At 66.4% G+C, this 25140-nt stretch carries 27 protein-coding genes and 1 tRNA gene; 16 read left to right on the top strand and 12 right to left on the bottom strand.

Features of this window, described 5'->3' with window-relative positions; translation table 11 throughout:
* Positions 1–23: 23 nt before the first annotated feature.
* The 7 genes from RM543_RS14320 to RM543_RS14290 are packed head-to-tail and all read left to right on the top strand — an operon-like array spanning position 24 to position 5060.
* On the top strand, positions 24–347 hold the full coding sequence (locus tag RM543_RS14320; protein WP_311692800.1) for an STAS domain-containing protein: 324 nt from the start codon (positions 24–26) through the stop codon (positions 345–347).
* 3 nt (positions 348–350) lie between these two features.
* Complete coding sequence (locus tag RM543_RS14315; RefSeq protein WP_311692799.1) at positions 351–731, top strand: response regulator; 381 nt, start codon at positions 351–353, stop codon at positions 729–731.
* On the top strand, positions 728–2932 hold the full coding sequence (locus RM543_RS14310) for a chemotaxis protein CheA (RefSeq protein ID WP_311692797.1): 2205 nt from the start codon (positions 728–730) through the stop codon (positions 2930–2932). The genes RM543_RS14315 and RM543_RS14310 overlap by 4 nt, the downstream gene beginning before the upstream one ends.
* 5 nt (positions 2933–2937) lie before the next feature.
* Positions 2938–3402, top strand: coding sequence for a chemotaxis protein CheW (locus RM543_RS14305; protein ID WP_311692795.1), 465 nt, complete (start codon positions 2938–2940; stop codon positions 3400–3402).
* Positions 3399–4277 (top strand): CheR family methyltransferase, encoded by an 879-nt coding sequence (locus RM543_RS14300; protein WP_311692793.1) that lies wholly within the window; start codon positions 3399–3401, stop codon positions 4275–4277. Before RM543_RS14305 ends, RM543_RS14300 begins: the two co-directional genes overlap by 4 nt.
* Positions 4278–4281: 4 nt before the next feature.
* On the top strand, positions 4282–4668 hold the full coding sequence (locus tag RM543_RS14295; RefSeq protein WP_311692791.1) for a response regulator: 387 nt from the start codon (positions 4282–4284) through the stop codon (positions 4666–4668).
* Positions 4665–5060, top strand: coding sequence for a DUF8776 family protein (locus RM543_RS14290; protein WP_311692789.1), 396 nt, complete (start codon positions 4665–4667; stop codon positions 5058–5060). The genes RM543_RS14295 and RM543_RS14290 overlap by 4 nt, the downstream gene beginning before the upstream one ends.
* Positions 5061–5107: 47 nt before the next feature.
* Here the strand turns inward: RM543_RS14290 and RM543_RS14285 are convergent, their stop codons facing one another.
* The 8 genes from RM543_RS14285 to RM543_RS14250 form a co-directional block, all read right to left on the bottom strand.
* On the bottom strand, positions 5108–5734 hold the full coding sequence (locus tag RM543_RS14285; RefSeq protein ID WP_311692787.1) for a thiamine phosphate synthase: 627 nt from the start codon (positions 5732–5734) through the stop codon (positions 5108–5110).
* Positions 5735–5736: 2 nt separating this feature from the next.
* Positions 5737–6984, bottom strand: coding sequence for a glutamate-5-semialdehyde dehydrogenase (locus tag RM543_RS14280; RefSeq protein ID WP_311692785.1), 1248 nt, complete (start codon positions 6982–6984; stop codon positions 5737–5739).
* A gap of 75 nt (positions 6985–7059) precedes the next feature.
* On the bottom strand, positions 7060–8169 hold the full coding sequence (gene proB / locus RM543_RS14275) for a glutamate 5-kinase (RefSeq protein ID WP_311692783.1): 1110 nt from the start codon (positions 8167–8169) through the stop codon (positions 7060–7062).
* Complete coding sequence (gene obgE / locus RM543_RS14270) at positions 8157–9194, bottom strand: GTPase ObgE (protein WP_311692781.1); 1038 nt, start codon at positions 9192–9194, stop codon at positions 8157–8159. Before obgE ends, proB begins: the two co-directional genes overlap by 13 nt.
* Positions 9195–9242: 48 nt before the next feature.
* Positions 9243–9815 (bottom strand): GNAT family N-acetyltransferase, encoded by a 573-nt coding sequence (locus tag RM543_RS14265; protein WP_311692779.1) that lies wholly within the window; start codon positions 9813–9815, stop codon positions 9243–9245.
* A 182-nt stretch (positions 9816–9997) separates the two neighbouring features.
* The gene (rpmA, locus tag RM543_RS14260) at positions 9998–10267 is read right to left on the bottom strand and encodes a 50S ribosomal protein L27 (RefSeq protein WP_116082332.1); all 270 of its coding nucleotides are present in this window, start codon (positions 10265–10267) and stop codon (positions 9998–10000) included.
* Between the two features lie 6 nt (positions 10268–10273).
* Complete coding sequence (locus tag RM543_RS14255; protein ID WP_311692776.1) at positions 10274–11008, bottom strand: 50S ribosomal protein L21; 735 nt, start codon at positions 11006–11008, stop codon at positions 10274–10276.
* A gap of 165 nt (positions 11009–11173) precedes the next feature.
* On the bottom strand, positions 11174–12067 hold the full coding sequence (locus tag RM543_RS14250; protein WP_311692774.1) for a DUF2059 domain-containing protein: 894 nt from the start codon (positions 12065–12067) through the stop codon (positions 11174–11176).
* A 296-nt stretch (positions 12068–12363) separates the two neighbouring features.
* Here RM543_RS14250 and RM543_RS14245 point away from each other — a divergent pair.
* The 4 genes from RM543_RS14245 to RM543_RS14230 all read left to right on the top strand — a co-directional run bounded on the left by RM543_RS14245 (position 12364) and on the right by RM543_RS14230 (position 15912).
* Positions 12364–12453 (top strand) — tRNA-Ser (locus tag RM543_RS14245).
* Between the two features lie 243 nt (positions 12454–12696).
* Positions 12697–13134, top strand: coding sequence for a MarR family winged helix-turn-helix transcriptional regulator (locus RM543_RS14240; protein ID WP_311692772.1), 438 nt, complete (start codon positions 12697–12699; stop codon positions 13132–13134).
* Entirely contained in the window at positions 13131–14777 is a 1647-nt protein-coding gene (locus tag RM543_RS14235) for an MFS transporter (protein WP_311692770.1), read from the top strand. Before RM543_RS14240 ends, RM543_RS14235 begins: the two co-directional genes overlap by 4 nt.
* A 19-nt stretch (positions 14778–14796) precedes the next feature.
* Positions 14797–15912 carry an HlyD family secretion protein gene (locus tag RM543_RS14230; RefSeq protein ID WP_311692768.1) on the top strand — a complete coding sequence of 372 codons (1116 nt, stop codon included), beginning with the start codon at positions 14797–14799 and terminating at the stop codon, positions 15910–15912.
* Positions 15913–15978: 66 nt separating this feature from the next.
* On the opposite strand, the gene RM543_RS14225 is transcribed toward RM543_RS14230, so the two are convergent.
* Genes RM543_RS14225 through RM543_RS14210 form a run of 4 tightly spaced genes read right to left on the bottom strand, consistent with a single transcriptional unit; the run spans position 15979 to position 20670 of the window.
* Positions 15979–17445: an FGGY-family carbohydrate kinase gene (locus RM543_RS14225; RefSeq protein WP_311692766.1), complete on the bottom strand. Its 1467-nt coding sequence runs from the start codon at positions 17443–17445 to the stop codon at positions 15979–15981.
* On the bottom strand, positions 17442–18386 hold the full coding sequence (locus RM543_RS14220) for a transketolase family protein (protein ID WP_311692764.1): 945 nt from the start codon (positions 18384–18386) through the stop codon (positions 17442–17444). Before RM543_RS14220 ends, RM543_RS14225 begins: the two co-directional genes overlap by 4 nt.
* Positions 18386–19204 (bottom strand): transketolase, encoded by an 819-nt coding sequence (locus RM543_RS14215; RefSeq protein WP_311692762.1) that lies wholly within the window; start codon positions 19202–19204, stop codon positions 18386–18388. Before RM543_RS14215 ends, RM543_RS14220 begins: the two co-directional genes overlap by 1 nt.
* Entirely contained in the window at positions 19204–20670 is a 1467-nt protein-coding gene (locus RM543_RS14210; RefSeq protein ID WP_311692760.1) for an L-fucose/L-arabinose isomerase family protein, read from the bottom strand. The genes RM543_RS14215 and RM543_RS14210 overlap by 1 nt, the downstream gene beginning before the upstream one ends.
* Here RM543_RS14210 and RM543_RS14205 point away from each other — a divergent pair.
* The 5 genes from RM543_RS14205 to RM543_RS14185 all read left to right on the top strand — a co-directional run bounded on the left by RM543_RS14205 (position 20627) and on the right by RM543_RS14185 (position 25136).
* A complete protein-coding gene (locus tag RM543_RS14205; RefSeq protein WP_311692758.1) occupies positions 20627–20911 on the top strand; it encodes a hypothetical protein in 285 nt (94 codons plus the stop codon). The two genes, RM543_RS14210 and RM543_RS14205, sit on opposite strands and share 44 nt — an antisense overlap.
* Complete coding sequence (locus tag RM543_RS14200; RefSeq protein ID WP_311692756.1) at positions 20908–21846, top strand: D-ribose ABC transporter substrate-binding protein; 939 nt, start codon at positions 20908–20910, stop codon at positions 21844–21846. The genes RM543_RS14205 and RM543_RS14200 overlap by 4 nt, the downstream gene beginning before the upstream one ends.
* A 94-nt stretch (positions 21847–21940) precedes the next feature.
* Positions 21941–22567 (top strand): DUF2291 family protein, encoded by a 627-nt coding sequence (locus RM543_RS14195; protein ID WP_311692755.1) that lies wholly within the window; start codon positions 21941–21943, stop codon positions 22565–22567.
* Positions 22564–24081, top strand: coding sequence for a sugar ABC transporter ATP-binding protein (locus RM543_RS14190; protein ID WP_311692753.1), 1518 nt, complete (start codon positions 22564–22566; stop codon positions 24079–24081). The genes RM543_RS14195 and RM543_RS14190 overlap by 4 nt, the downstream gene beginning before the upstream one ends.
* Positions 24078–25136: an ABC transporter permease gene (locus tag RM543_RS14185; protein ID WP_311692751.1), complete on the top strand. Its 1059-nt coding sequence runs from the start codon at positions 24078–24080 to the stop codon at positions 25134–25136. The genes RM543_RS14190 and RM543_RS14185 overlap by 4 nt, the downstream gene beginning before the upstream one ends.
* The last annotated feature ends 4 nt before the right edge of the window (positions 25137–25140 follow it).

The following is a 25140-nucleotide window of genomic DNA, read 5'->3' as shown; positions in this document are numbered from 1 at the left end:
GTCAACGCGAGGGAGGTCTACCAGTGGCCCCAGCCACCACTAAAGAGCGGCGCCAAGACGATGGCGCCCCGCGGATCGTCCTGCCGGCGCGCCTCGACCTGCCAGCCGCCGCACCGCTGGCCGCCGAGCTGCAATCGCATGCGGACGGCCCGATCGTCATCGATGCGACGAATGTCGCGCATCTCGGAACGCCGGGATTGCAGGTCCTGCTCTCCGCTGTCCGGACGTGGTGGGAAACGGGCCGGGACTTCTCCATCGAAGGATTGGACGAAGATGCGATCACCGGGCAGCTTGCGATCTTCGGGCTGACCGCGTCCGATTTCCAGCCCCCCGCGGCGGAGGGCTGAGACATGGCGTTGCAAGTACTGGCGGTCGATGACAGCCGCACGATCCGTGACATGCTCCGCCTGACCCTCTCGGGCGCGGGGTTCGACTCGCATTTCGGCGAGGACGGCGTCCACGGTCTTGAGGTCCTCGAGCAGACCTCCCCGGATGTCATCATTACCGATCTGAACATGCCGCGGATGGACGGGTTCGGCTTTATCGAAGCCGTCCGCGAACAGCCCAGGCACCGGACGACGCCGATCCTCTTTCTCACGACGGAGAGCGCGCCGGAACTCAAGGCCCGTGCCCGCGGCGCCGGGGCCACGGGATGGATCGTCAAGCCGTTCGATCCGGACAAGCTGATCCGCGCCCTGCACATGGTCGCCGGAAACGGAGATGTCAGATGAGCGCTCCCGATCCCATGGCCGAAATCCGCGCCTCGTTCTTTCTCGAGTGCGAGGAACTCCTTGAAAGTCTGCAAGATGGCCTGACCGCCATGGAGGGCGGTGCATCCGATTCCGAAACGATCAACGTCTGTTTCCGCGCCGTTCACTCCATCAAGGGTGGCGCGGGGGCGTTCGGCCTCGACGATCTCGTCCGGTTTGCCCACCGCTACGAAACCGTCATGGACGAGATGCGCGCCGGCCGTCTCAGCGCCGATCCGGAAGCGATGCGACTCTTCTTCCGCGCTGCCGACGTCCTGTTCGACCTCGTCCGCGCCGCCCGCGACGGGGCCTCCCTCGATGAATCGGATGTCGAAGCGACACTGAGCGAACTCGAGGGGTTGGCCGGCGGAAGCCCCGAAACGGAGGGCGGGGCGGAGACCGTCGAGTTCACGCCGATGACCCTGTCCCTCGATCTGCCCGGCCTCGACAGTTCGCCGGACGAGGCAGGTGCCGATCCCGGCTGGGACATCGCGTTCAGGCCTGAGCGGGATCTGTTCGTGACAGGAAACGAGCCGCGGCACCTCATCGCCGCCCTCTCGGAGTTCGGGCCGCTTGAGACGCGCTGTGACATCTCTGCCGTTCCGACGCTGTGGGACCTCGACCCTGAGGAAAGCTACCTGTCCTGGGCGATGACGCTGGAGACGGATGTCGATCGCGATCGCGTGGCCGAGGTCTTCGATTTCGTCGACGGGGTCTGCCAGCTCGACATTTCCCCCCGCAGTCCGGAGGCGGCCGAGGCCGCGACGTTAGAAGATGGCTCGTCCGCCGATCCTGCCTCGGCGCTTCCGAACCCTGAGCCCGAGCCGGCAACGGTCCCGGTCGCAGAAACCCCCGCCCCGGCCCCTGTCGCGGCAGCGGCAGCGGCAGCGGGACAGATGTCGCCCGCGCCTGCCTCGCCTCAGGAAGAAACCGCAAAGCCAAGGCAGACCGTCCGGGTCGATCTCGATCGCATCGATCGCATGGTGAATCTCGTGGGCGAACTGGTCATCAACCAGGCGATGCTCACTCAATCGGTCGCGGAGATGGGGATCCCCGCCAATTCACCCGTTTCCCACGGGCTCGAAGAGTTCATGCAACTGACCCGGGACATTCAGGACAGCGTGATGATGATCCGCGCCCAGCCTGTCAAATCCCTGTTCCAGCGTATGGCTCGGATCGTCCGCGAAGCCTCGGCAAGCGTCGACAAACGCGTCCGCCTCGTCACCGAAGGCGAAGCCACCGAGATCGACAAGACCGTCATCGAAAGGCTGTCGGATCCCCTGACCCACATGGTGCGCAATGCCGTCGATCATGGCCTTGAAAGCCGCGACAAACGCGTTGCCGCGGGCAAACCGGACGAAGGCGTCGTGAGGCTCAGTGCCGCGCATCGGTCGGGACGCGTCATCATCGAGGTGTCCGACGATGGCGCTGGCATCAACAGGCCGAAGGTCAAACAGATTGCCGAAGAGAAGGGCCTCATTGCGCCGGGTCTGCCGCTCAGCGATAGCGAGATCGACAACCTCCTCTTCCTTCCGGGTTTCTCAACGGCCAGCGAAGTGTCCGACCTGTCCGGCCGCGGCGTCGGAATGGACGTCGTTCGAAGCTCCATCCAGTCCCTCGGCGGTCGCATCGCGATCTCGTCCGAGCCCGGTCGTGGCACGACACTCCAGATCAGCCTTCCGCTGACACTCGCCGTTCTCGACGGCATGGTCGTCCGCGTCGCCGGGGAGACCATCGTCGTCCCCCTCGGATCGATCGTCGAAACGCTTACTCTTGCCGGCAGCGAGATACGGCACCTAGGCCCGCGGACGAGCGTGATCCATATTCGCGACAGCTTCGTCCCCCTTCTCGATCTGGGAGCCGAGCTGGGCTACCGAACCCCGCTCGGCACCTACGATTCGAGCGTCGTTCTCCTCATTGCCAAAGAGGATGGAAGCCGCTCCGCCCTTATCGTCGACGAGATCCAGGAACAGCGACAGGTCGTGATCAAGGGCCTCCAGGAAAGTTACGGACACGTCCCCGGCATTGCTGCGGCAACCATCCTCGGGGACGGACAGGTCGCGCTGATCCTCGATCCGGTCGATCTCATGGCCCGGGCCTCGGGCGCAACCAGGGCCGCCGCTGACCTGACGGTCATCCCCGATCGGGATCCGTCGGCCGAAGAATCCCTCCAGGCAGGATAGAGTCCATGAGTGAGCAAGGTCACATCGATCCCACCGAGCAGGAGCTGCTGTCGTTCCGCGTCGGCGAACAGGAATACTCGGTCGATATCATGTCCGTCCGTGAAATAAGGGGCTGGGCCCGCGCAACGCCCCTGCCCCATTCGGCGGCGCATGTCCGTGGTGTCATCAACCTTCGCGGCACGGTCCTGCCGATCATAGATCTAGCGCGCCTGCTCGGCATCCCGGTCGCGGAGGCCACGGAACGCAATGTGATCATCGTGGTCCATGTCCATGACCAGACCCTTGGACTGCTGGTGGATGCCGTTTCGGATATCCTCTCGATCCCGCAGGGGGACATGCAGCCCCCGCCCGACATGGCGGAGGATGCGAGCCATAGCTTCATCGAGGCTTTGACGATCATCGAAGGTCGCATGCTTCGCATCCTCGATCTCGATGCAGTCCAGCCCGGCCATGAGACGGAGGCGGCATGACATCGGCTCAGTCCTCTTTTTCCGAAACCGACAGACAAGTCGATTTCGCCCGCATCGCCGATATCGCGCGCGCGGAAGCCGGCCTCCAGATCCCGCAGGAAAAGGCCTCCATGGTCTTTTCTCGCCTCGCAAAACGCGCGCGGAAGCTGGGATTGCCGGACATCGCATCCTATCTCGCGGTTCTCGACGGCCCGAATGGAAAAGATGAGCGCCGCGGACTGATCGAAGCGCTGACGACGAACGTGACATCGTTCTTCCGCGAACCCCATCATTTCGATCATCTGGCAGAGAAGATTCTCCCGTCCTTGATGGACGCCGCAAGAAAGGGAGAGCGCGTGCGGATCTGGTCGGCCGGGTGTTCGACCGGCGCCGAGCCATACACAATAGCGATGTGCGTCCTCGAGGCGTGTCCCGAAGCCGCACAGCTCGACATTCGGATCCTCGCCACCGACATCGACAGGGACGTCCTCGCGACCGCTGAGAAAGGCGTCTACGCGGCAACGTTGCTCAAAAAGGTTCCCCCGGAGATCCGGGCAAAGTACTTCAGCGAGAGGTCGAGAGATGGCGACACGTTGCGGGCCTGTGAAAACCTGCGTGCCCTCTGCACCTTCCGCCCGCTGAATCTCATGACGCAATGGCCGATGCGCGGCGCATTCGACATCATCTTCTGCAGGAATGTCGTCATTTATTTCGATGCAGAAACGCAGGCGGCCTTGTGGCCGCGGTTCGAAGCGTTGCTCAAATCGGGGGGGCACCTGTTCGTCGGACATTCGGAGCGGGTCGAAGGCGTACCAGCGACGGAGCTCGTCCCGGTCGGAACGACGACCTATCGAAAGGGCGGCGCCCAATACTCCGGCTCCAGAGAGAGGTACTGACAACATGGCCCTTCGTGATCAGCTCCACGTCATGGTCGTCGATGACATGTCGACGAGCCGCGGCCTTATCCTGCAAGCCCTGGACGGGTTCGGAGTGCGCAACGTACGCAACGCCCAAGATGGGCCGAGCGCGCTCGCCGCACTCGGAAAAGCGCCCGCGCATCTCGTCATCTCGGACTACAACATGCCCGGAATGGACGGGCTCGAACTTCTCAAATCCCTCCGCTCGGATGCGAAACTCAGCGGCGTCGGCTTCATCCTGATCACGGGAAAGGCAGATCCCGACATCATCAATGCCGGAAAGCAGTTGGGAATGAACAATTTCATCGCAAAGCCCTTCGAACCACAGGGACTCCTGAACTGCATTGAAGCCGTGGTGGGGCGTCTGTGAGCACGATCGGCCAGCGGCTTGGAGATCCGTCGGGCGAGGAAACTGATGCCATCTCGGACCTTTCCTCGGTCTTGACGAACATGGCGGCAGAGCTCGTCCGCCTGTCGGATCTGACCGCCGCCATTCAGGCGCGGGACCTTGCCGGTGAGGAAGGCCGGGCATCGGCAGGAAGCGTGACACAACTCCAGAACCTGGACTTCGCCACTCAGGTTGCGCGAGACTTGGGATGCCTCGCCTCAAACATTGCCGAACGGACTGGCAACACCGAGATCGAATACACCGATCTGTTTGATGGCCTTCGCCTGGCCTCGCTCAAGCAGCGATTGAATGGAGACCACGCCGACATCGTTCGAACCGAGAGCCCGGACCTAGGAGACATTCAGATGTTCTGACGGGACCAGGTGAAAGCCGCAGCCGGAATGCCGGGCTGCGATGCCATCTAAACGCCCATCGCGTCCTTCAATCGAGCGAGCGCCGCGGCGGGATCATCTTCGCGCCAGATCTCGTCGCCGATCCCGAAGAAATCCGTCACGGGGGCAAGCGACCTGACCGCGGTGACGTCCAGAGCGCCCTCCGCGACCACCGGCAATTCGATCATCTCGGACCACCAGGCAAAAAGATCACGCTCCGCAACCGTGCCGTCTCCCAGAACACCGCCGCCGCCGACTGGCCCGAAAGCCACATAATCGGCGCCTGCATCGCCTGCATTCAGGCCGTCGTGCCGGGAGGCACCACAAAAGGCGCCCACGATGGCATCCGGACCGAGGGTCTTGCGCGCGGCTCGAATATTCTTCGGTCCGGACAGGTGGACCCCATCGAGGCCGAGGCGTTCGGCAAGCTTGAAGTGGTCCGTCACGACGAGGGCGACGTCGGCATCATGACAGACCGGCCGAACGGCATCCGCCGCCCGGGCAATGGCATCCTCGTCGGTGCCTTGGATCGCAAGACGGACGCAGGCGATCTCGGCACCATCAAGGACCCGCGCGAGCCTGTCCGGAAAGCTATCCGGATCCGGAAGCGTCGGCGTGACAAGATAAAGCTGCGGGAGTTCGGAGGTATCCGTCATGTTCAGGGCCTGACCGTTCCGTCGCCGGTGACGAGGTACTTGAAGGAGGTAAGTTGTTCAGCCCCGACGGGGCCGCGCGCGTGCATCTTCCCGGTGGCGATGCCGATTTCGGCGCCCATTCCGAACTCGCCGCCGTCGGCGAACTGCGTCGAGGCATTCCGCAAGAGGATCGCGCTGTCCAGCCTTGCGAAGAACAGATCGGCAGCCGCGTCATCCGCCGTCAGGATCGCCTCGGTATGAGAGGATCCGTAGCGGCGAATGTGCGCGATGGATGCGTCGATATCCGGAACGAGGCGGGCGGCGATCTTCATGTCGAGATACTCCTTCCCCCAATCTTCCTCCGTCGCGGGGGCGGAGCCCGAAAGCCCCTCGGCGCGAACGTCGACACCGGCCGCCATCAGCGCGTCGACGATCTTCTGACCGAGTTCGGCAGCATCCTCATGAACGAGGAGGCACTCCACCGCCCCGCAGATTCCGGTGCGGCGGGTCTTGGCATTGAGCACGACATCAAGCGCCATTTCTGGATCGACGTCCTTGTCGACGTAGATGTGGCAGATGCCCTCGAGATGGGCGAAGACCGGAACGCGCGCTTCGGCCTGTACCCGGCCAACAAGGCTGCGGCCGCCGCGAGGAACGATCACGTCGATATACTCGGACAGGGTGAGCATCTCGCCGACGGCGGCCCGGTCGGTGGTGGGCACACGCTGGATGGCATCGGCAGGGAGCCCGGCCGCCTTCAGACCCTGTACGAGGGCGTCGTGGATGGCCGCGGAGGAGCGCGTGCTCTCGGAGCCGCCGCGCAGGATGACGGCATTGCCGGCCTTGAGGCAGAGCGCGCCGGCATCGGCGGTCACGTTGGGGCGACTTTCATAAATCACTCCGACGACGCCCAGAGGAGTGCGAACACGCCTGATACGCAGGCCGGACGGCTGGTCCCATTCGGCGATCACGGCACCGACGGGATCTTGCTGTGCGGCAATGGCGCGAACGCCGTCCGACATCGAGGCGATGCGGCCGGTATCGAGCTTCAGCCGGTCCGTCATGGCGGAAGTAAGATTGGTCGCGGCGTCCAGATCGGCGGCATTCGCCGCCAGGATCTCGGCTTCGGCATCGAGAATCGCGTCCGCGGCGGCCTCGAGGGCGGCGCGCTTGGCCTCGGCCGGGGTGTAGGCGAGCACGTCGGCCGCGGCGCGCGCGCGGCGGCCCATATCCTGCATCATCTCGTGAATGTCGCCTGTGCCGTCCTTCATGGCCCGACCCCTTCGTTGCCGTTCGATGTTCGGAATATGGCTATTCGCCCCAAGATGAAAGGGCGGCGCTCGGCTTCAGAGCACCATGTCGTCTCGGTGGATCAATGCGGAGCGCGCAGGATGTCCGAGGATGTCCTCGATCTCCTCCGAACGGGCCCCGATGATGCGGCTCGCCTCGGCTGCGGCGTACCTGACAAGGCCGAGGCCGAGGCGTGCGCCGCCAGGGTCCACGATCTCCACCGGGTCACCCCGCTCGAACCGGCCGGTGACGGCGGTCACCCCAGCCGGCAGAAGCGAGCGGCCTTGACGCAACGCATCGCCAGCGCCGGCATCGACCGCGACCGTGCCCTTCGCCTTCATGGCGCCGATCCAACGCTTGCGCGCAACCTGCGGATCGTCCTGGGGCAGGAACCACGTCGAGCGCGCGCCGCCGTCGAGCGCCGCCAGCGGACGATGCGCATCCCCGCGGGCAATCGCCATCGCGCAGCCGCCGGCCGTCGCGGTCTTGGCGGCGGCGAGCTTGGTGCGCATTCCGCCCTTGGAGAGGCCGGACACGGGATCGCCGGCCATCGCTTCTATTTCAGGCGTGATGCGACCGATCTCGGGGAGGTGGCGCGCCCCGGGATCGAGCGCCGGGTTCGCGGTGTAGAGGCCATCGACGTCGGACAAGAGGATGAGCCGGTCCGCGCCAATGGTGACGGCGACCTGCGCGGCGAGACGGTCGTTGTCGCCGTAGCGGATCTCGTCGGTGGCGATGGTGTCGTTCTCGTTGACGACCGGCACGGCACCGAGGCCGAGAAGCGTCTGCAGCGTCGCACGAATGTTGAGATAGCGGCGGCGGGACGCGCTGTCGTCCAGCGTCAGGAGGACCTGGCCGGAGATGATGCCATGGGCGCCGAGGGCAGCCTCGTAGGCGCGAGCGAGGCGGATCTGGCCGACCGACGCGGCAGCCTGCGCGTGATCGAGGGAGAGATCACCGGGGGCGAGGCCGAGGATGCGGCGCCCCAGGGCAATGGAGCCCGAGGAAACGAGGATCACGTCCGCGTTGCGGCGCAGCGCCGCGACATCTTCGGCGAGACCGGTCAGCCAGTCCTCGCGAAGGGCTCCCGTCGCGGCGTCCACCAGAAGCGCCGAGCCGATCTTGACGACGATGCGGCGTCCGGAGGCCAGCGTCAGGGGCGCCACGGTCCCGGCTCCTCGTCCACCGCCGCCTCGGCTCCACGCTCGGCGAGGATGATCCGGCGAAGCGCGCGCAGCACCTCGCGCACGCCCTCGCCCGACGCGCCGGACATGCGCATGACCTCGCCGCCCGTCGCCTCTTCGAGGGCGGCCGCGCGCGCATCCCGTTCTTCGTCGTCCAGGGCGTCGATCTTGTTAAGAACCGTGAGCCTCGGCTTGTCGGCGAGGATGCCGCCATAGGCGTTGAGCTCGCTGATGATCGTGCGCCAGTCCTGAACCGGATCCTCCGAGGTGCCGTCGACGAGGTGAAGCAGCACGGCGCAGCGTTCAACGTGGCCGAGGAAGCGGTCCCCGATGCCCCTGCCCTCATGCGCGCCCTCGATCAGGCCGGGGATGTCGGCGACGACGAACTCGGCATTATCCACGCCGACGACGCCGAGATTGGGGTGCAACGTGGTAAAGGGATAATCCGCGATCTTCGGGCGGGCGTTGGACGTCGCCGCGAGGAAGGTGCTCTTGCCCGCATTCGGCAGACCGAGAAGGCCCGCATCCGCGATCAGTTTCAGACGCAGCCAGATCGTCCGCTCGACGCCGGGTTGCCCTGAGTTGGCGCGGCGGGGCGCCTGGTTGGTTGAGGTCTTGAAATGCAGGTTGCCGAAGCCGCCGTTGCCGCCGCGCGCCAAGACGACGCGATCCCCGACCTCGGCCAGATCGGCGATCACGGTTTCCTCGTCTTCCTCGAGGATCTCGGTCCCGGCCGGCACGCGGAGCACGATGTCATCACCCGTGCGGCCCGTGCGCTGGCGACCCATGCCGCCCTGACCGTTCCTGGCGAAGAAATGCTGCTGATAGCGGAAATCGATGAGCGTGTTCAGCCCCTCGACCACCTCGACGATCACATCGCCGCCGCGCCCGCCGTCCCCGCCATCGGGGCCGCCGTACTCGATATACTTCTCGCGTCGGAACGAAACCGCCCCGTTACCGCCGGCGCCGGAGCGCAGATAGACCTTGGCCAGATCGAGGAACTTCATGTCCGCCCCCTTGTCAGGCTGTCCGCCTACGCCAAGAGGACGCGGCCATCAAGCCGCGGGTGAGCGACGAGCCCCCAGACGAAGCAGATAGGTCCAGGTCGGCACCTTTGCGCCGCGGGAGACGCAGAAGGTTTCGGCATCGCCGATATAGTCGAACCCCGCCCCCGTCAGGACGCGCGCCGAGATCGGGTTGTCCTGAAAGACACTGGCGAAGATCGTCGCACTGCCGAGCGGATTGGCCGCGGTGAGCGCGCGCACGGCTTCGGAGGCGAGGCCGGTATTCCAGAAGGCGGGCGCCACCCAGTATCCGATCTCCGCCTGGTTGGGCGCACCGTGGAGCATGCGCGTCAGGGAAATGACGCCGACAAGCTCTCCAAGCCCGCTGGACGATCCATCGAGGGCCCAGACTTCCTCCCGCCGGTTCGGCGCGAGAGCACGCGTGATGAAGGCCTCCGAGGTGCCGGGCGGCAGGGGATGCGGGATCGACGAGGTGGATGCCGCAACACGCTTGTCACCGGTATAGAGGCTCAAGAGGCCGGCATCGGAGCGGCGCAGCGGCCGCAGAACCACGCGGTCGGCCACGATCTCCGGTTGCCCGGTCAGGGAAACTGTCTCGCTCATGGAAATACCCTCCTCGCAACCGGGACTGCCCGGCGCCGACCAGCAGCCCGTCCGCGTGCCCTCCCCGGACGCGGCCGAGCCGGATTCTCCGGCCGATACGGGGACGGGGCCGGCGACAACGCCAGCCCCGTCCAGATAGATCGGATGTCTTTCGATCCGGTTACGTCCGGATCTGACGCGCCTTATTCGGCAGCGTCGGCGACGGGAAGAACGGAGATGAACGTCCGACCCTTGAAGCCCTTGCGGAAGGACACGGCGCCTTCGACCTTGGCGAAGAGCGTGTGGTCCTTGCCTTCGCCGACATTCTCGCCCGGCCACCACTTGTTGCCGCGCTGACGCGCGATGATGTTGCCGGGGATCACGGCTTCGCCACCGAACTTCTTGATACCGAGGCGGCGGCCGTCAGAGTCGCGACCGTTCCGGGAAGAGCCGCCAGCTTTCTTGTGTGCCATCGGGACTTACTCCTGTTCTGCGGCGAACTGGGTCGCCTGGTCGATCCAGCCGTCACGCGTGATGCGGCCCTTGAAGGACAACTGCTCGTCCATGTACTCGACCTCGTCCGGCGTCCACGCCGCGATCTGGTCAAAGTGGTAGACACCGTTGTCGTTCAGCTTCTGCTTCAGCTTGGGGCCGACGCCACCGATCTTCGTGAGATCGTCACCCTTGCCGTCCCGCGATTCGCTAAGGAGGTTCGCAGGCTTCTTCTTCGGAGCATCAGCCGCATCCGTGGTCTCGGCGGCCTTCTCGTTCGCCTTGCCCTCGGTGACGCGGCGGTTCATCTCCGCCTGGTCGGTCTTGTTCATGGCGTAGCGGCCGTCGGAGGCGACGATCGCGGCACCCGAAACGGATCCGGCGCCGATCGCGGCCTTCACGTCGCTCTTGTCGGCGCCCGATTCCAGAAGATCGGTGACGCGCAGGAGCGTGAGCTGCTGACGGTGCCCCTTGCGGCGCTGCGAGCTGTGCTTACGGCGACGCTTGACGTAGTGGATGACCTTCTCGCCCTTGATCTGCTCGATCACCGTGGCCTGGACGCCCGCACCCTCGACGAGGGGGGCACCGACCGTGGAGCCGATCATGAGAATGTCGTTGAACTGAACGGTTTCGCCTGCTTCAGCTGCAAGCTTTTCGACACGAAGCACATCGCCGGATTGAACGCGATATTGCTTGCCGCCGGTCTTGAGGACCGCAAACATGGGCCGTTTCCTTCATTTCTGTCGCGTCTGCGGCCTTCCGGGTCTCCGGAACGTTCGTGCCGGCCATGCCGGCGCCTGTGACGGCGGCCCCATCTGGGGCTCGGTTCTTAGGGAAGCCGCTCTATGGCGAGGAAGCCTCTTGGTGTCAAGCGCCGCTGGGGCACCCTAGATGTCATCGCCGGCGATGAACCGCGCCGCGCCGCGGCCGAGGTCGTAGCTGATCCGGGTATAGAGCCGGTCGAATGCGCCGAAGAGCGCCGTGTTCAGGGCGATCCCGGCGTCGGATTCGGAGAATGCGATGTAGGACGAGAGCTCGGAATCGGTCAGCGGCGCATAGGCCATGGCGAGGTAGGAATAGATCCATTCCCCCGTCTCCTGGCGGATGCGCGCCTCCTGGGCCCAGAGATCGCCGTACATCGAGCCCGTTTCGCTCCACTCCTCCGAATAGGCGCCGCCCGCGTCCAGACCTTCGAAGAAGGCGAGATTGGCATTGAGGGCGCCGACCACATTCTCCTCCAGCAGATCGTTCGCCGCGATGAACGCCTCCAGAAGCTTCATCCGCTCGGGGTCCGCATCGGGCAGCTCGTCCAGGTGGTCGTGGCTCGCCTCCTCGACGCCCTCCTCCATCAGCCCCTCACGGGCGGCGATCTCCAGATCCACGATCCGCTGCCCGAGGTCCGATTCGAAGAACCGCGTCGCGGCGGTGACGTCCTCCGCGGACATGTCGTGCACCAGGCCCTCCACCATGACCCGGGTCATGGCGTCCATTGCGTAGATCTCCCGCGTCGCCGCGGTCCACCTCGCGTCGCCTTCGCCCGGAAAGAGCTGGTCCCGCAGTTCGATGGCATAGGCCAGCCCCTCGGCCCGCATCACCGCCATGAGCTCCTCGATGCGCAGCGCCTCCGCAAGCGGCGCGACCTCCGCACGATCGGCGGCCCTCACTGACGGCATCGGCGCTGGCTGGGCCGCAGCATCGATCGGCGCCAGCGCGAGCCCGCAGCAAAGAGTGGCCGGCAGCGCGGAGAACAGGACGCGGGCGGTAAACTCGGTCGGACGCATTCGGATGACCCCTTTTACGGACGGTGACGCTGCAAGACGTCAGGACGAGACGGGGCGCCGTGCCGAGGAGTGCCGCGAGGCAGCACAGGTCCGGCACGGCGCCGCCCATCGCAGTGACCAGCGATACGCAACGCGATGCGTCCTGCCAAGCGGGGCCCACCAAATCGTCAGACGTCGGCGCCCCTTGGCCGGCCCGGCCCCCCTTCCCCGCATTCCGCTGGGAAACCCGCCAGATCGGGGGTTGCATGCCCGCCCGCCACGGCCTAAACGACACGCCACCTGCGACCCAGCAGCGCGGAGAGGTGCCGGAGCGGTCGAACGGGGCGGTCTCGAAAACCGTTGACCCTTCACGGGGTCCCAGGGTTCGAATCCCTGTCTCTCCGCCATTTCCCCCCAGGAACCCAGGCAAGCTGCGACATCCGCTGACGCTCTGCGTTTGCAGCCCCGGAGCTGAGCTCGCCAGCGGACCTTTCAGCATGTCGATGCGATGCCGTCCCGCGCCAGGCGGCAGCCCTGCCTCCACACGTCCTCCTGTGACGCCAGTGAATTAACGCTGTGCACAAATGCACGTTGCGCTGCGACGATAAGATGTTAGCTAAGCAAATCGTTAGCACGCTTATGGTATCGTCATGCAAGAAGTTCGAACGGATCTGTTGGCCTCGGTCTTCACCCTGGTGCGCACCATCCGCAAACGGTTCGATGCGCAAGCCTCGGCGCTCGACATGACATATGCCCGCGCGCAGGCCCTGACCCACATCTCGGCCAACGAGGGCCTGACGCAGACGGAGCTCGCCGGTCTTCTCGACATCAGGACGCCCACGATGAACCGCACCCTCGATCACCTCGAGGCGGCGCATCTGATCGAACGGAAGACGTCCAGGGAAGACAAGCGCGTGCGCAGGCTCTTCCTCACGCCGGAGGCGCACAGCCAGGCCGATCGCGTCGTGCGATTCACCCACGTCCTGCGCAGCGAGGCCTACCGCGGCATCCCGCCGGAGGACGTCGAACACGCGCTCGCGACCCTGCGCCGGATCGAGGCCAACCTCGACGCGATGGGCAACCAATGACCGAGGTCAGGACAGATCCCGGCAGCGCGGCGGAAGACCCTGCGCCGCAGCCCGCACGCGCGCCGGATTTCGTTCCGAAGCCGCTCTACCTCGCCGTGGCCTACATCGCCGCGGCGAGCTTCCTTGCCCTCACGCAATCGCTTGGACAGGGGTTCCTGACGGCGAACCTCACAACACTCGGCGGCGAACTCGGTGCCACGCAGAGCCAGACGGCCTGGTTGATGGTCGCCTTCATGTCGCCCCGCGCGTGGATGCCGCTCATGCTCATCAAGATCAGGACGCAGTTCGGCCTTCGCCGGTTTGCCGAGGTCTCGATCCTGATCTACGCCGCCGTGGCCGTTCTGAACCTCTTCACCACCGATCTGCGCTCGGCCCTTGTCGCCGAGGCGCTTTCCGGGATCGCGGCATCCTCGCTCTCGACGCTCGCCTTTCTCTACATGCTGGAGCCGTTCCGGGCCGAGCGAAAGCTGGTGATCGGCCTGCCCCTCGCGCTCACCGTCATCTCGCTCGGCGCGCCGCTCGGACAGGCGCTGGCCCCCCTCATCCTCGAGAATGCCAGCACGATGAGCATCCTCGTGCTGAAGCTCGGCATGGCGCTGGTCTGCCTGCCTTTCGTCTACCTTCTGCCACTGGCCGCGACGCCGACGATGAAGGTCATCAAGCGCCTCGATCTGGTCAGCTTCGTGCTCCTCGCGGCGTCCTTCAGCGGGATCGTCGCCTGCTTCACCACCGGGGCGATCTACTGGTGGTTCGAGGCGAACTGGCTCGGCTGGCTCCTTGGCGGAAGCATCGCCGCGCTGGCGCTCGTGCTGACGATCGAACTGCACCGCAAGGCACCGCTTCTGGACGTGCGCTGGCTGACCTCGCCCGCGATGCTTCATCTGTCGGCCGTGCTGATCCTCTTCCGCATCGTGCTGTCGGAACAGAGCGCCGGCGCGCCAGGCCTCTTTCGCAGCCTCGGCTACGATGCGTCGCAGACCATGCCCCTCTTCTGGGCCATTTCCGGAGGCACGCTCGCCGGCGGTCTTGTGTGCGCGGCGATCCTGCGGCCCGCACGCGTTCCGTTCATCCACTGGGGAGCCCTCGCGCTCATCGCGATCGCCGCGTCCATGGACTCGCACGCCAGCATCACGGTCGCCCCGCGCGACATGATCGTGAGCCAGGCCCTGATCGCCTTCGCCTCATCGCTCTTTCTCGCCTCGGCCATGGCGGCAGGACTGCTCGCCGCCCTGATGAAGGGTCCGCAGTATCTCCTGAGCTTCATCACCGTGTTCCTGTCCACCCAGATCCTCGGCGGCACGATCGGCTCCGGCCTCTTCCGCACCCTCGTCTCGGTGCGCGCCTCGACGCATGGCGCCCTGATCCGGGACCAACTGATGATCACGGACGCGGCGGTCTCGGGCCGGATCGGACAGACCGCGCGCGGCCTGTCCGGCACCGTCACCGATGCCGCCCAGGCGAAAGCGCAGGCGGTCACCCAGCTCGGAACGCAGATCGCCCGGCAGGCCACCGTCAGCGCCTACAACGATGCGTTCACCGCGATCGCCGGTCTCGCCCTCGCCGCCCTTGCGGTGCTGACCCTTCACCTTCTGCACATTCACCTGAAATCCCGCGCGGCCCCTTCGGCGGCCGCGACCGCCTGACATCTGGAGCGACCCGGACATGCGCGTTCTGAAACACAACATCCCCACCCTCTTCGTCCTGCTGGCCGGTATCCTCGGCACGCTCTTGATGCTCTGGGCATGGCAGCTGCCGCCTTTCGGCCTCGCCGAGATACGCACGTCCAATGCCTATGTGCGGGGCAGCGTGACGACCCTCTCGGCGCAGGCCGCCGGCGAGGTCGTCGAGGTTCCGGTGACGGACTTCAGGACCGTCTCGAAAGGCGACGTCCTCGTCCGTATCGACGATCGCAGCGCCAAGCAGGCCCTCGCGCAGGCAGAGGCACGGCTGGCCTCCGCCGAGGCCGCCCTCGATGGAAACGTCCAGTCGATCCGGTCCGCCGAGGCGACGCTCGCCTCGCGCAAGGCCGCGGCCGGCGCCGCCGAGGCCGCTCTCGAGATCGCCCGCGCAACCGACGACAGGCAGCACCAACTCCTCGAGCGTGGCGTGGTGTCCGATACCCAGACCGACGACGCCGACCTCGCGCTCCGCCGCGCCGAAGCGACGCTGACGGAGGCCACGAGCACGGTGGACGTGGCGCGGGAATCCGTCGCCGGGGCCCGCGTGCAGTCACGGGCGCTGGAGGCCGAAATCGCCAGCGCCGAAGCCGCAGTAAGCCTCGCCCGCCTCGACCTCGAACACCGCACGATCCGGGCCCCCGCGGATGGCCGTCTTGGCCAGATCGGGGTGCGCCGGGGCCAATTCGTCACGGCGGGCACGGCGGTGATGTCCCTCGTGCCGGAAAACCTGTGGGTGATCGCCAACGTCAAGGAGACCGAGCTTGCCGACCTCTATGAGGGGCAGGAGGTGAGCTTCACCGTGGACGCGCTGCGCGACAGATCCTTCACCGGGCGGGTCGCCGTCCTCTCTCCCGCGACGGCCTCCGAGTTCAGCGTGATGGGGGCGTCAACGGCAACGGGCAACTTCACCAAGATCGCACAGCGTCTGCCCGTGCGGATCGAGATCGACCCGGACCAGCCCGGCGCGGAGCGCCTTGCACCGGGCCTGTCGGTCGTCCTGCACGCCTCCCGCCATGCCACGGACGTCGCCCAGCCGGAGCGAACGCCCGGACCGGCCGGACAGTCAGCGCCGTCCGATGCCGCCCCGGACGGAATGTGAGGCAAGCGCAACCCGTCCCGCATTCAATCGCGGGCGCGACCCGAAGCATAGGCGGAGCCTTGGCCGTCAGGCTGACCGTGCGCGGGCCTGTGCCACGGCCGCGACCCAGGCGGCACGGTGGCGGTGCCTCTCGGCATCTTTCATGAGGGGCGCGAAGCGGACCATCGGACCCGCCGCCTCCTTTGCCGCGTGACCGAGAGCCCGAAGAGCCATGGAGGCGGCGCCACGCGCTCCGATCTCGGCCATGTCGCGCCTCAGGACCGGGCGGCCGAGAAGGTCGGCCTGCAGCTGCATCAGCCAGTCGTTGCCGGAGGCGCCTCCGTCAGCCTTCAGCGCGGCGAGGGGCTGGCCTATGTCGCGCTCCATCGCCTCGAACACATCCGCGACCTGGTGGGCGATGGCCTCGAACGTCGCGCGGGCAATGTGAGCCGGGCCGGCGGAGAGGGTCAGCCCGCCAATGGTCCCCCGGGCGGCGTCGTCCCAATGCGGGGCGCCGAGGCCCGCGAGCGCCGGCACGAAGCTGACCCCGTTCGCGTCCGGGACAGTTTGCGCGAGGTCCGACAGCGCGGCGGGGGATGGCAGACCCAGAAGACCGGCCACATAGGCCGCCGCCTGCGCCGAGACGGTGATGTTGCCCTCGAGGGCGTAGGCGGTCCTCCCCCCCTCGCTCCAGGCGATGGTGCCCGACAGCCCGTTTCCGGAGGCGGTGCGCTCCGGGGTCAGCGTCATGAGGGAGGAGCCGGTGCCGAACGTCGCCTTCACCTCCCCCGGCGCGCGGATGTCGTGACCGTAGAGGGCCGCGTGACTGTCGCCCATGACGGAGAGGATCGGCACGCCAGCGGGCAGCGCCGTGGCGCTCTCCGCCGTCACGCCGAACCGGCTGTCGCTCGGCATCGGCTTCGGCAGGACATCGTGCGGCGCCCCGAAGAGCGACGCCAGCTCCTCCGACCAGTCGAGCTTCGCGGTGTCGAACAGCAGCGTCCGGGAGGCGTTCGAGTGGTCCGTCGCGAAGGCCGCCCCGCCGGTAAGGTTCCACAGAAGCCACGTATCGACCGTTCCGCCCCGCAACCGGCCTGCCGCGTGAAGCTCGGCCACGCGGTCGACGTTCTCCATCGCCCAGGCGAGCTTGGAGGCCGGGAAGAGCGGGTTGATGCCGAGGCCGGTGGCGGCGACGACGGTCTCGTCGTGCCCCTCAGCGATCAACTCGGCACAGCGCCCGGCCGTGCGGCGGCATTGCCAGAGGATCGCTGGACAGGGCGCAGGTCCGCCCTCCGCATCCCAGAGGACCAGTGTCTCGCGCTGGTTCGAAATCGCGATCCCCTCGATGCCGCCTGCCCCTTCGGCGGCCACGACCTCCCCGATCGCGGCCCTGACGCTCTGCCAGATCTCGTCCGCCGATTGCTCCGCCCAGCCATCGGCCGGGTAGTGCGTGCGCGTGGGTCGGCTGGCGCGGGCCACGGGGGTAAGGGACGCATCGAAGAGCACGACCTTGGTGTTGGTCGTGCCCTGATCGATGGCGAGAATCCGGCTCATGCCGAGAGGGAGGCGCGGACCGATCCGGCGATCCCTTGCGCCGACAGCCCCGCCTCTTCGAAGAGATGCTCCGCGGAACCGGTCGTGCGGAAGCCGTCGAAGCCCATGCGCGTCACGCGGCAGGGATGCGCAGACGCGGTGAACTCCGCGACGGCGCCGCCGAGACCGCCCCGGACATGCCCCTCCTCCACCGTGACGATATGGCCTGTCCTCGCCGCCGAGAGGGTGGCCTCCGTATCCAGCGGATTGACGGACGACATGTTGAGCACCCGGGCCCGGATCCCCTCCTCCGCCAGAAGCACGGAAGCGTCGCGGGCAAGGTGGACCGTCGTGCCGCAGGCCAGGATCGCGGCATCATCGCCCTCGCGCACCACCTCCGCGACGCCGGGACGGAAGCGGCGGTCCGGGATATCGAGATCCGGCACCTTCATGCGCGATATCCGCAGGTAGACCGGCCCGTCATGCGCCGCGGCCCACCGCACGGCCTGTTCCGTTTCCCAGCTGTCGGCGGGAACGATCACGGTGATCTGGCCGAGCTGGCGGAGCCACCCCAGGTCCTCGATGGAATGGTGCGTCGCGCCAAGCTCCCCGTAGGCGATGCCGGAGGACTGGCCGACCAGCTTCACGTTGTAGCCCGAATAGGCCACATCCGCCTTGATCTGCTCCAGAGCCCGGCCCGTCAGGAAGCAGCCGGCGGCGGAGACGAACGGAACCTTGCCGCCATTGGCCAGCCCGGCGCCGACGCCGACCATCAGCTGCTCGGCGATGCCGACATTGACGGTTCGCTCGGGGAACGCCGTGGCGAAAGCGTTCAACTTGGAAGAGCCGATGGAATCGTTCACCACGGCGACGATGCGGTCGTCCTCGCGGGCCAGAGCCTCCAGCGTTTCGGACCATGCGACGCGGCAGTCCCTCGCGGTCGCAGTCAGGGTATCGGCCATCAGACCAGCTCCTCCATCGCCTGGGCGAATTGTTCGTCGCTCGGCACACCGTGATGCCAGCTTGCCTGGTTCTCCATGAATGACACGCCCTTGCCCTTCACCGTGTTGGCGATGACGGCGCGGGGGCGATCGCCAGGCTCGGCGCCAAGCACCTCGAGAAGCTGGGCATGGTCGTGCCCGTCCACCTCGATCACCTCCCAGCCGAAAGCGGTCCATTTCTGCGGCAGTGGGTCGAGGGAGGAGGTCTCCTCCGTCCCCTGCCCCTGTTGCAGGCGGTTGCGGTCGACGATGACGGTCAGGTTCCCGAGCTTGCGGTGACCGGCTGTCATCGCGGCCTCCCAGTTGGAGCCCTCCTGGATCTCACCGTCCCCGGTCAGGACGAAGGTCCGGTGATCCGAGCCGTCGATCTGCCCGGCGATGGCGATACCGGTGGCGATGGGCAGGCCGTGGCCGAGCGGGCCGGTATTGGCCTCGACGCCGGGAACGTATTGCCGGTTCGGGTGACCGTTCAGCTTCGAGCCGGGCTGCATGTAGGTCTCGAGCCAGTCTTCGGAATAATATCCCGCGCGGCAGAGCGCGGTGTAGAGGACCCCCGTCGCGTGGCCCTTGGACATGACGAACCGGTCGCGGTCGGCCTTCTCTGGGCGGGCCGGATCGTACCGCAGGACGCCGAAGAAGAGCGTGGCGACGATGTCGGTGGCGGAGAAGTCGCCGCCCGGATGGCCGAGCTGGGCGGCATGCACCATCGAGAAGGCGCGGCGGCGCATCCACAGGGCATTGTCGCGGATCGTCGCGAGGGTGTTGGAGCGGTCCGTCATCAGAACCTCCGGGGGTGGAACAGTTGCGGTTCGGGCGGCGTGTCGTGATCGTAGAACGGCCAGCCCAGGTAACGGGTCATCGCCTCGTTCAGGATCGCGGCATGGTGCCCGCGGACCATGGCGACGTGGTGCTCGAAGCCCTGCTGCGTCACGAACCCCATGAGCCGGCGCAGGCGCGGAATGCGGCAGACGGCGATGCCGCCGTCCATACCGTAGGGATCGTCCGTGAACTCGCCCTCGCCGAGATAGGCCTTGAGCGTGCCGTTCGTGTCATCCGAGGAGACCCTGAAATAGGTCATGTCCCCGGCCTTCACCTTGCCCTTCACCGCGCCGAAGCAATTGGAGCGGCCGAGGGATTCGCCGAGGACGTCGAGCTCCCCGATCTCCGGCGTGTCGCCGATGAAGGATTTGGGGAAGTTGCCGCAATGCGTCGCGACGACCATCTCCTCCTCGCGATTGTAGTTGTTGTTCCAGTCGAGGATCGCCGGCGGCGCTTCCGAGGCGAGCGCGAGCATGTACATCGACAGCCCGCCCATGATGTCCACCTCGCAGGCCGAGGGCATCAGCGCCTCGCCCATCATGGACATTGTCACGCAGGTCGCGCAGCCGAAATTGTCCTGCAACGCGCTCCAGCACTGGATGGCGGAGGCGTCGCACTCGTTCTCCTCGATCCAGGCGTTGACCGTGGCGGTCCATTTGGCCTGCCGGACGAGCTGATCGTTGGAAATATGCGGCGCGATGCGGCCGTAGGTGCGGATCGCTTCGACCTTTTCGCGCACCACGGGCTCGTCGTCGGAGAGCCGTCCCGCCCGTCCCATCAGCTCAGACAGATCGACGGTGACGACCGTGACCCCGGCGCGCTGGAGCAGCTTTTCGGAATAGCGCATGGTCTGGAACGCGCCCGTGCGCGCCCCGATGGCTCCGAGTCGCGCGCCGCGCACGCCGCCGACCACGCGGCAGACGCCCACGAACTTGCGCAGGTCGGCGCGGAATTCGTCGGAGGAGATGTCCGAGGTATGGCGGGACGGCTCGCTGAAGGGCACGCCGTACTGGTAGAAGTTGTTCGTGACGCTGATCTTTCCGCACCACGCATCGCGGCGGCTGTGCACGTCGACTTGGTCGTTCTCGTCATTCGCGGCCTGAACCAGGATCGGCACGTCCAGACGGGCGCGGTTCACCAGCTCGGAGACCGCGATCTCGTCGCCGAAATTCGGCAGGCAGATCACCAGCCCGTCGATACTGTCCGCATGCTTGCGGAAATGCTCGGCGTAGAGCCGGGCATCCTCGATCGACTGGACCGCGCCGTTCGCGGTGGCCTCGAACGGCAGCGTGACGATGTCGACACCGAGGGCCCCCAGTTCTGCCGTGATCTCGTCCCTCGCGGCGCGGCACGGCGCGGGAGAGAAGAACGCACGGCTTCCGATGACCACGCCCAGCGTGATCCTGCGCCCGACGATCCTGCTCATGGGCTCCTCCCTCAAGAACTGGTTTCGTTTTCTTTCGTTTGATTTGGTAGAGGGCGGACGTCTTCATGGCAAGGAACAATTTCTGAGCAATATTCCTCGCCATGACCCGCTGAAGCGCGGGAATGAAAACAGACGGTGCCGAACGACTGTGTTGACAGAAGGCTTTTCTTTCGGTCTCTTTCGTTTTGGAGGAGCGGCGCAGCTTGTGCCGAAACGAAAAACGGGAGGACTCCAATCATGAAACGACGCCACCTTATCGCCAGCGCGGCCGCCATCGCGCTCACCCTGCCCTTCGCGGCGTTCGCGCAGGATCAGGGCACCATCGGGATCGTCACGCCGAGCCACGACAACCCCTTCTTCAAGGCAGAGGCCGACGGCGCCGCCGCGAAGGCGGAGGAGCTGGGCTACGACACGGTCGTCCTGACCCATGACGACGATCCCAACCGCCAGTCCGAGATCTACGATTCGCTGATCGCGCAGGGTGTGTCCGCCGTCATTCTCGACAATGCCGGCGCGGATGCCTCCGTCGAACCGATCCGCCGGGCGAAGGAAGCGGGCATCCCCTCCTTCCTGATCGACCGCGAGATCACCGAATCCGGCGTCGCCGTCAGCCAGATCGTGTCGAACAATTACCAGGGCGCGCAGCTCGGCGCCGAGGCGTTCGTCGAATTCATGGGCGAAGAGGGCCAGTACGCCGAGCTTCTGGGCAAGGAATCCGACACCAATGCCGGCATCCGCTCGTCCGGCTACCATGATGTCATCGACCAGTACCCGGACCTCGAAATGATCGCCCAGCAATCGGCGAACTGGTCCCAGACCGAGGCCTACACGGTCATGGAATCGATGCTCCAGGCCAATCCGGACATCAAGGGCGTCATCTCCGGCAACGACACGATGGCGATGGGTGCCTGGGCCGCGCTCGAGGCGGCCGGCCGCACCGACGTGATCGTGGTGGGCTTCGACGGCTCCAACGACGTGCGCGACTCGATCCAGAACGGCGGCATCAAGGCCACGGTCCTCCAGCCCGCCTACCGCCAGGCCGAGCTCGCCGTCGAGCAGGCCGATGCCTACCTGACGGACGGGTCCACCGGCCTCGACGAGAAACAGCTGATGGATTGCGTGCTCATCACCGCCGAGAACGCCGACAACCTCGAGACGTTCGCGCTCGCGGACTGACCCTGGGACATCCCTGAAGAGCGCGGGCGGCCTCGTCGCCGCCCGCCCGACCTCTCCCATTTCTGACCCTACCGGACCCGCGGGAACCTCGCTCATGATCCGTCTCATCGCCATCGTCGCTGCCGCGGCGCTGCCCCTTGCATCGTGCAAGATCGTCGAAAAGGCGGATGACGCCGATGCCGTCCCGCAGGACGATGCCAGCCGCATGGCCGCCATCGTGAGCGAGGACTGGACGCCTCGCGTTCTGCCCACGCTGAGCGAGATGGCCGTCCCGGCCACGGATGTGCTGTCCCTCGCGCGCTCCGATTTCCCCGCCGCCGAGGACCGCTACGGGATCGGCGGGAGCGAAGGTGCCCCGAGCAACTTCATCGTCAGGGGGGGCGGAACCGTCGTCGACGCAGATCTCGAAAGCCGCGCCGCGCGCCTGTCGGTCGATCTCGACGGCGACGGCACAGCGGATGCCGATCTCCAGCTCGGCCCCGTCATCCGGGGCACTGCGCTGCGCGACAGCCTGCCCTTCTATGTCTTCACCGATTTCCGCGACCAGATCGAGTTCGCCAAGCTTGCCCGCGCGCTCAACGACACCGCACATGCCGGCATGCCCGTCTTACCCGAGGATGCCATCGGCCGAGACGTCTCCTTCACCGGTGCCTTTACCCTGACGGATGGCGAGGCCGCGGCCGAGATCGTCCCCGTCACGCTCGACTGGAGCGCGCCATGACGGAGCAGTCCATCGCCCTGTCGATCCGAGGGGGCGTGAAGGTCTATCCCGGCACGGTCGCCCTGAAAGGCGTCGATTTCGACCTGCGCATGGGCGCGGTCAACGTCCTCGTGGGGGAGAACGGCGCCGGCAAGTCCACGCTGATGAAGGTCATCGCGGGCGTCGAGCGCCTCACCGAGGGCCGCATCGAGATGGACGGAGCGCCCGTCACCTTCGCCTCGAAGGACGAAGCGGAGCGCGCCGGCATCGGCATCGTCTTCCAAGAATTGAACCTCTTTCCCGATCTCACGATCACCGAGAACATCTTCATCGGCCGCGAACGAACCCATATGGGCCATATCGACCGCGCCGCGCAAAGCCGCATCGCGCGGGAGCTGATGGAGCGGCTGGAACAGCAGATCGACGTCGATCAGCCGCTCGGCAACCTGCGCATCGGGCAGCAACAGATCGTCGAGATCGCCAAGGCGCTGAACGAGGATGCCCGCATCCTGATCCTGGACGAACCGACCTCGGCGCTTTCGCAGACCGAGGTGGACGTGCTCTTCCGCGTCATCGGAGAGCTGCGGCGACAGGGCGTCGGGATCGTCTACATCAGCCACCGCCTCGAGGAGCTGATCCGCATCGGCGACTACATCACCGTCCTGCGCGACGGCGAGATCACCGGCGCGCAGCCGATGGACGGCGTGGACATTCCGTGGATCGTCACCGCCATGATCGGCGAGACATCGAAGGACTTCCCGCCCCGCGCCCAGACCATCGGGGAAGACGTGTTCCGCGCCGAGGACGTCACCCTTCCGCGCGAGGCCGGCGGGCTGGCGGTCGATCACGTGAGCCTGTCGGTGAAGGCGGGGGAGATCGTCGGCATATACGGGCTCATGGGCGCAGGACGCAGCGAGTTCCTCGAATGCATCCTCGGCTTGCATCCCCATGCGGGCGGCGAGATGTGGCTGGACGGAGAGCCGATCGGCCCGCCCGACGTCTCCAGCCGGATCGACCGGGGGGTCGCCCTCATCCCGGAGGACCGCAAGCGCGACGGGCTGGTCCAGATCATGGCGATCCGGGAGAACATGACACTCTCCTCCCTTCGCCGCTTCACCCGATACCTCCACCTCAGCCTGTCGCGGGAGGCGGAGACGGCGCGTGATTTCGTCAAGCGCCTCGGTATCAAGATCGCGAGCCCGGAGCATCCCGTCTCCTCGCTCTCGGGCGGCAACCAGCAGAAGGTCGTCATCTCGAAGGCGCTGATGACGTCGCCGAAGGTGCTGCTGATGGACGAGCCCTCCCGCGGCATCGACATCGGCGCCAAGGCCGAGGTCTTCCGCACGATGCGCGCCCTCGCCGAAGACGGGCTCGCCATCCTTTTCGTCACGTCGGATCTTGAGGAGGTCACCGGCCTCTCGGACCGCATCATCGTCATGGCACAGGGCCGGATCACCGGCACGTTCGACGGCAGCACGGCTTCAATGGCCGAGATCGTCGAAGCCGCCCAAGTCAAGAAGGACAAAGCCGCATGAGCGCGACCGCCACCGGCCAAAGCGGGGCCTCGACCCAGAACCTGCTGCTCCTGCTCCTGAAGGCGCGGACGTTCATCGCCCTCATCGTCGTCTTCGTGTTCTTCGCCGCCGCGGCGCCGAACTTCCTCAGCACCGCCAACATGATCATCATGTCCAAGCACGTGGCGCTGAACGCCTTTCTCGCCATCGGCATGACCTTCGTCATCATTACCGGCGGGATCGATCTCTCGGTCGGCTCAATCGTCGGTCTGTGCGGGATGGTGGCGGGGTATCTCGTCCTGAACGGCATCGACCTCGGTTTCGCCTGGACGATCCAGTTCAACACGTTCGAGATCGCCCTGATGACCATCGCGGTGGGCGTCTTCGTGGGCTTCGTGAACGGGATCCTGATCACCCGGCTGAACGTGGCCCCCTTCATCGCCACGCTCGGCACGCTCTACGTCGCGCGGGGGATCGCGCTGCTGTTTTCCTCCGGCGCCACGTTTCCCAACCTCTCCGGCAACGCCGAATGGGGGTCGGACACGTTCCGCTGGATCGGCGCGGGAAACGTGCTCGGCATCCCGGTCTCGATCTGGATGCTGATCGCCGTGGCCTGCGGCGCGGCTTACGTGGCGCGGAACACGCCGCTCGGCCGGCACATCTACGCGGTGGGCGGCAACGAGCGCGGGGCGTCCCTGTCCGGCGTGAAGGTCCGGCGGGTGAAGCTCTACGTCTACATGTTCTCGGGCTTCTGCGCCGCCCTCGTCGGCCTCATCATCGCCTCCCAGCTCCAGGCTGCGCACCCGGCCACGGGAGAGACCTTCGAACTCAACGCCATCGCCGCCGCGGTCCTCGGGGGCACCTCGATGTCCGGAGGGCGGGGGCGGATCTTCGGCACAATCATCGGCGCGTTCGTCATCGGCATCCTGTCCGACGGGCTCGTGATGATGGGCGTGTCGACCTTCTGGCAGACCGTCATCAAGGGTCTCGTCATCATCGCCGCCGTCGTCGTCGACCAGGCCCAGAGCCGCTTCGAGGCGCGCGTGGTGCTGCGTCAGCAGGCCGGTGCACGTTGATCAT

The sequence above is a fragment of the Tropicimonas omnivorans genome (assembly GCF_031846565.1).
Classification (GTDB): Bacteria; Pseudomonadota; Alphaproteobacteria; order Rhodobacterales; family Rhodobacteraceae; genus Tropicimonas_B; species Tropicimonas_B omnivorans.
This window is presented reverse-complemented; position numbering and strand designations above follow the sequence as displayed.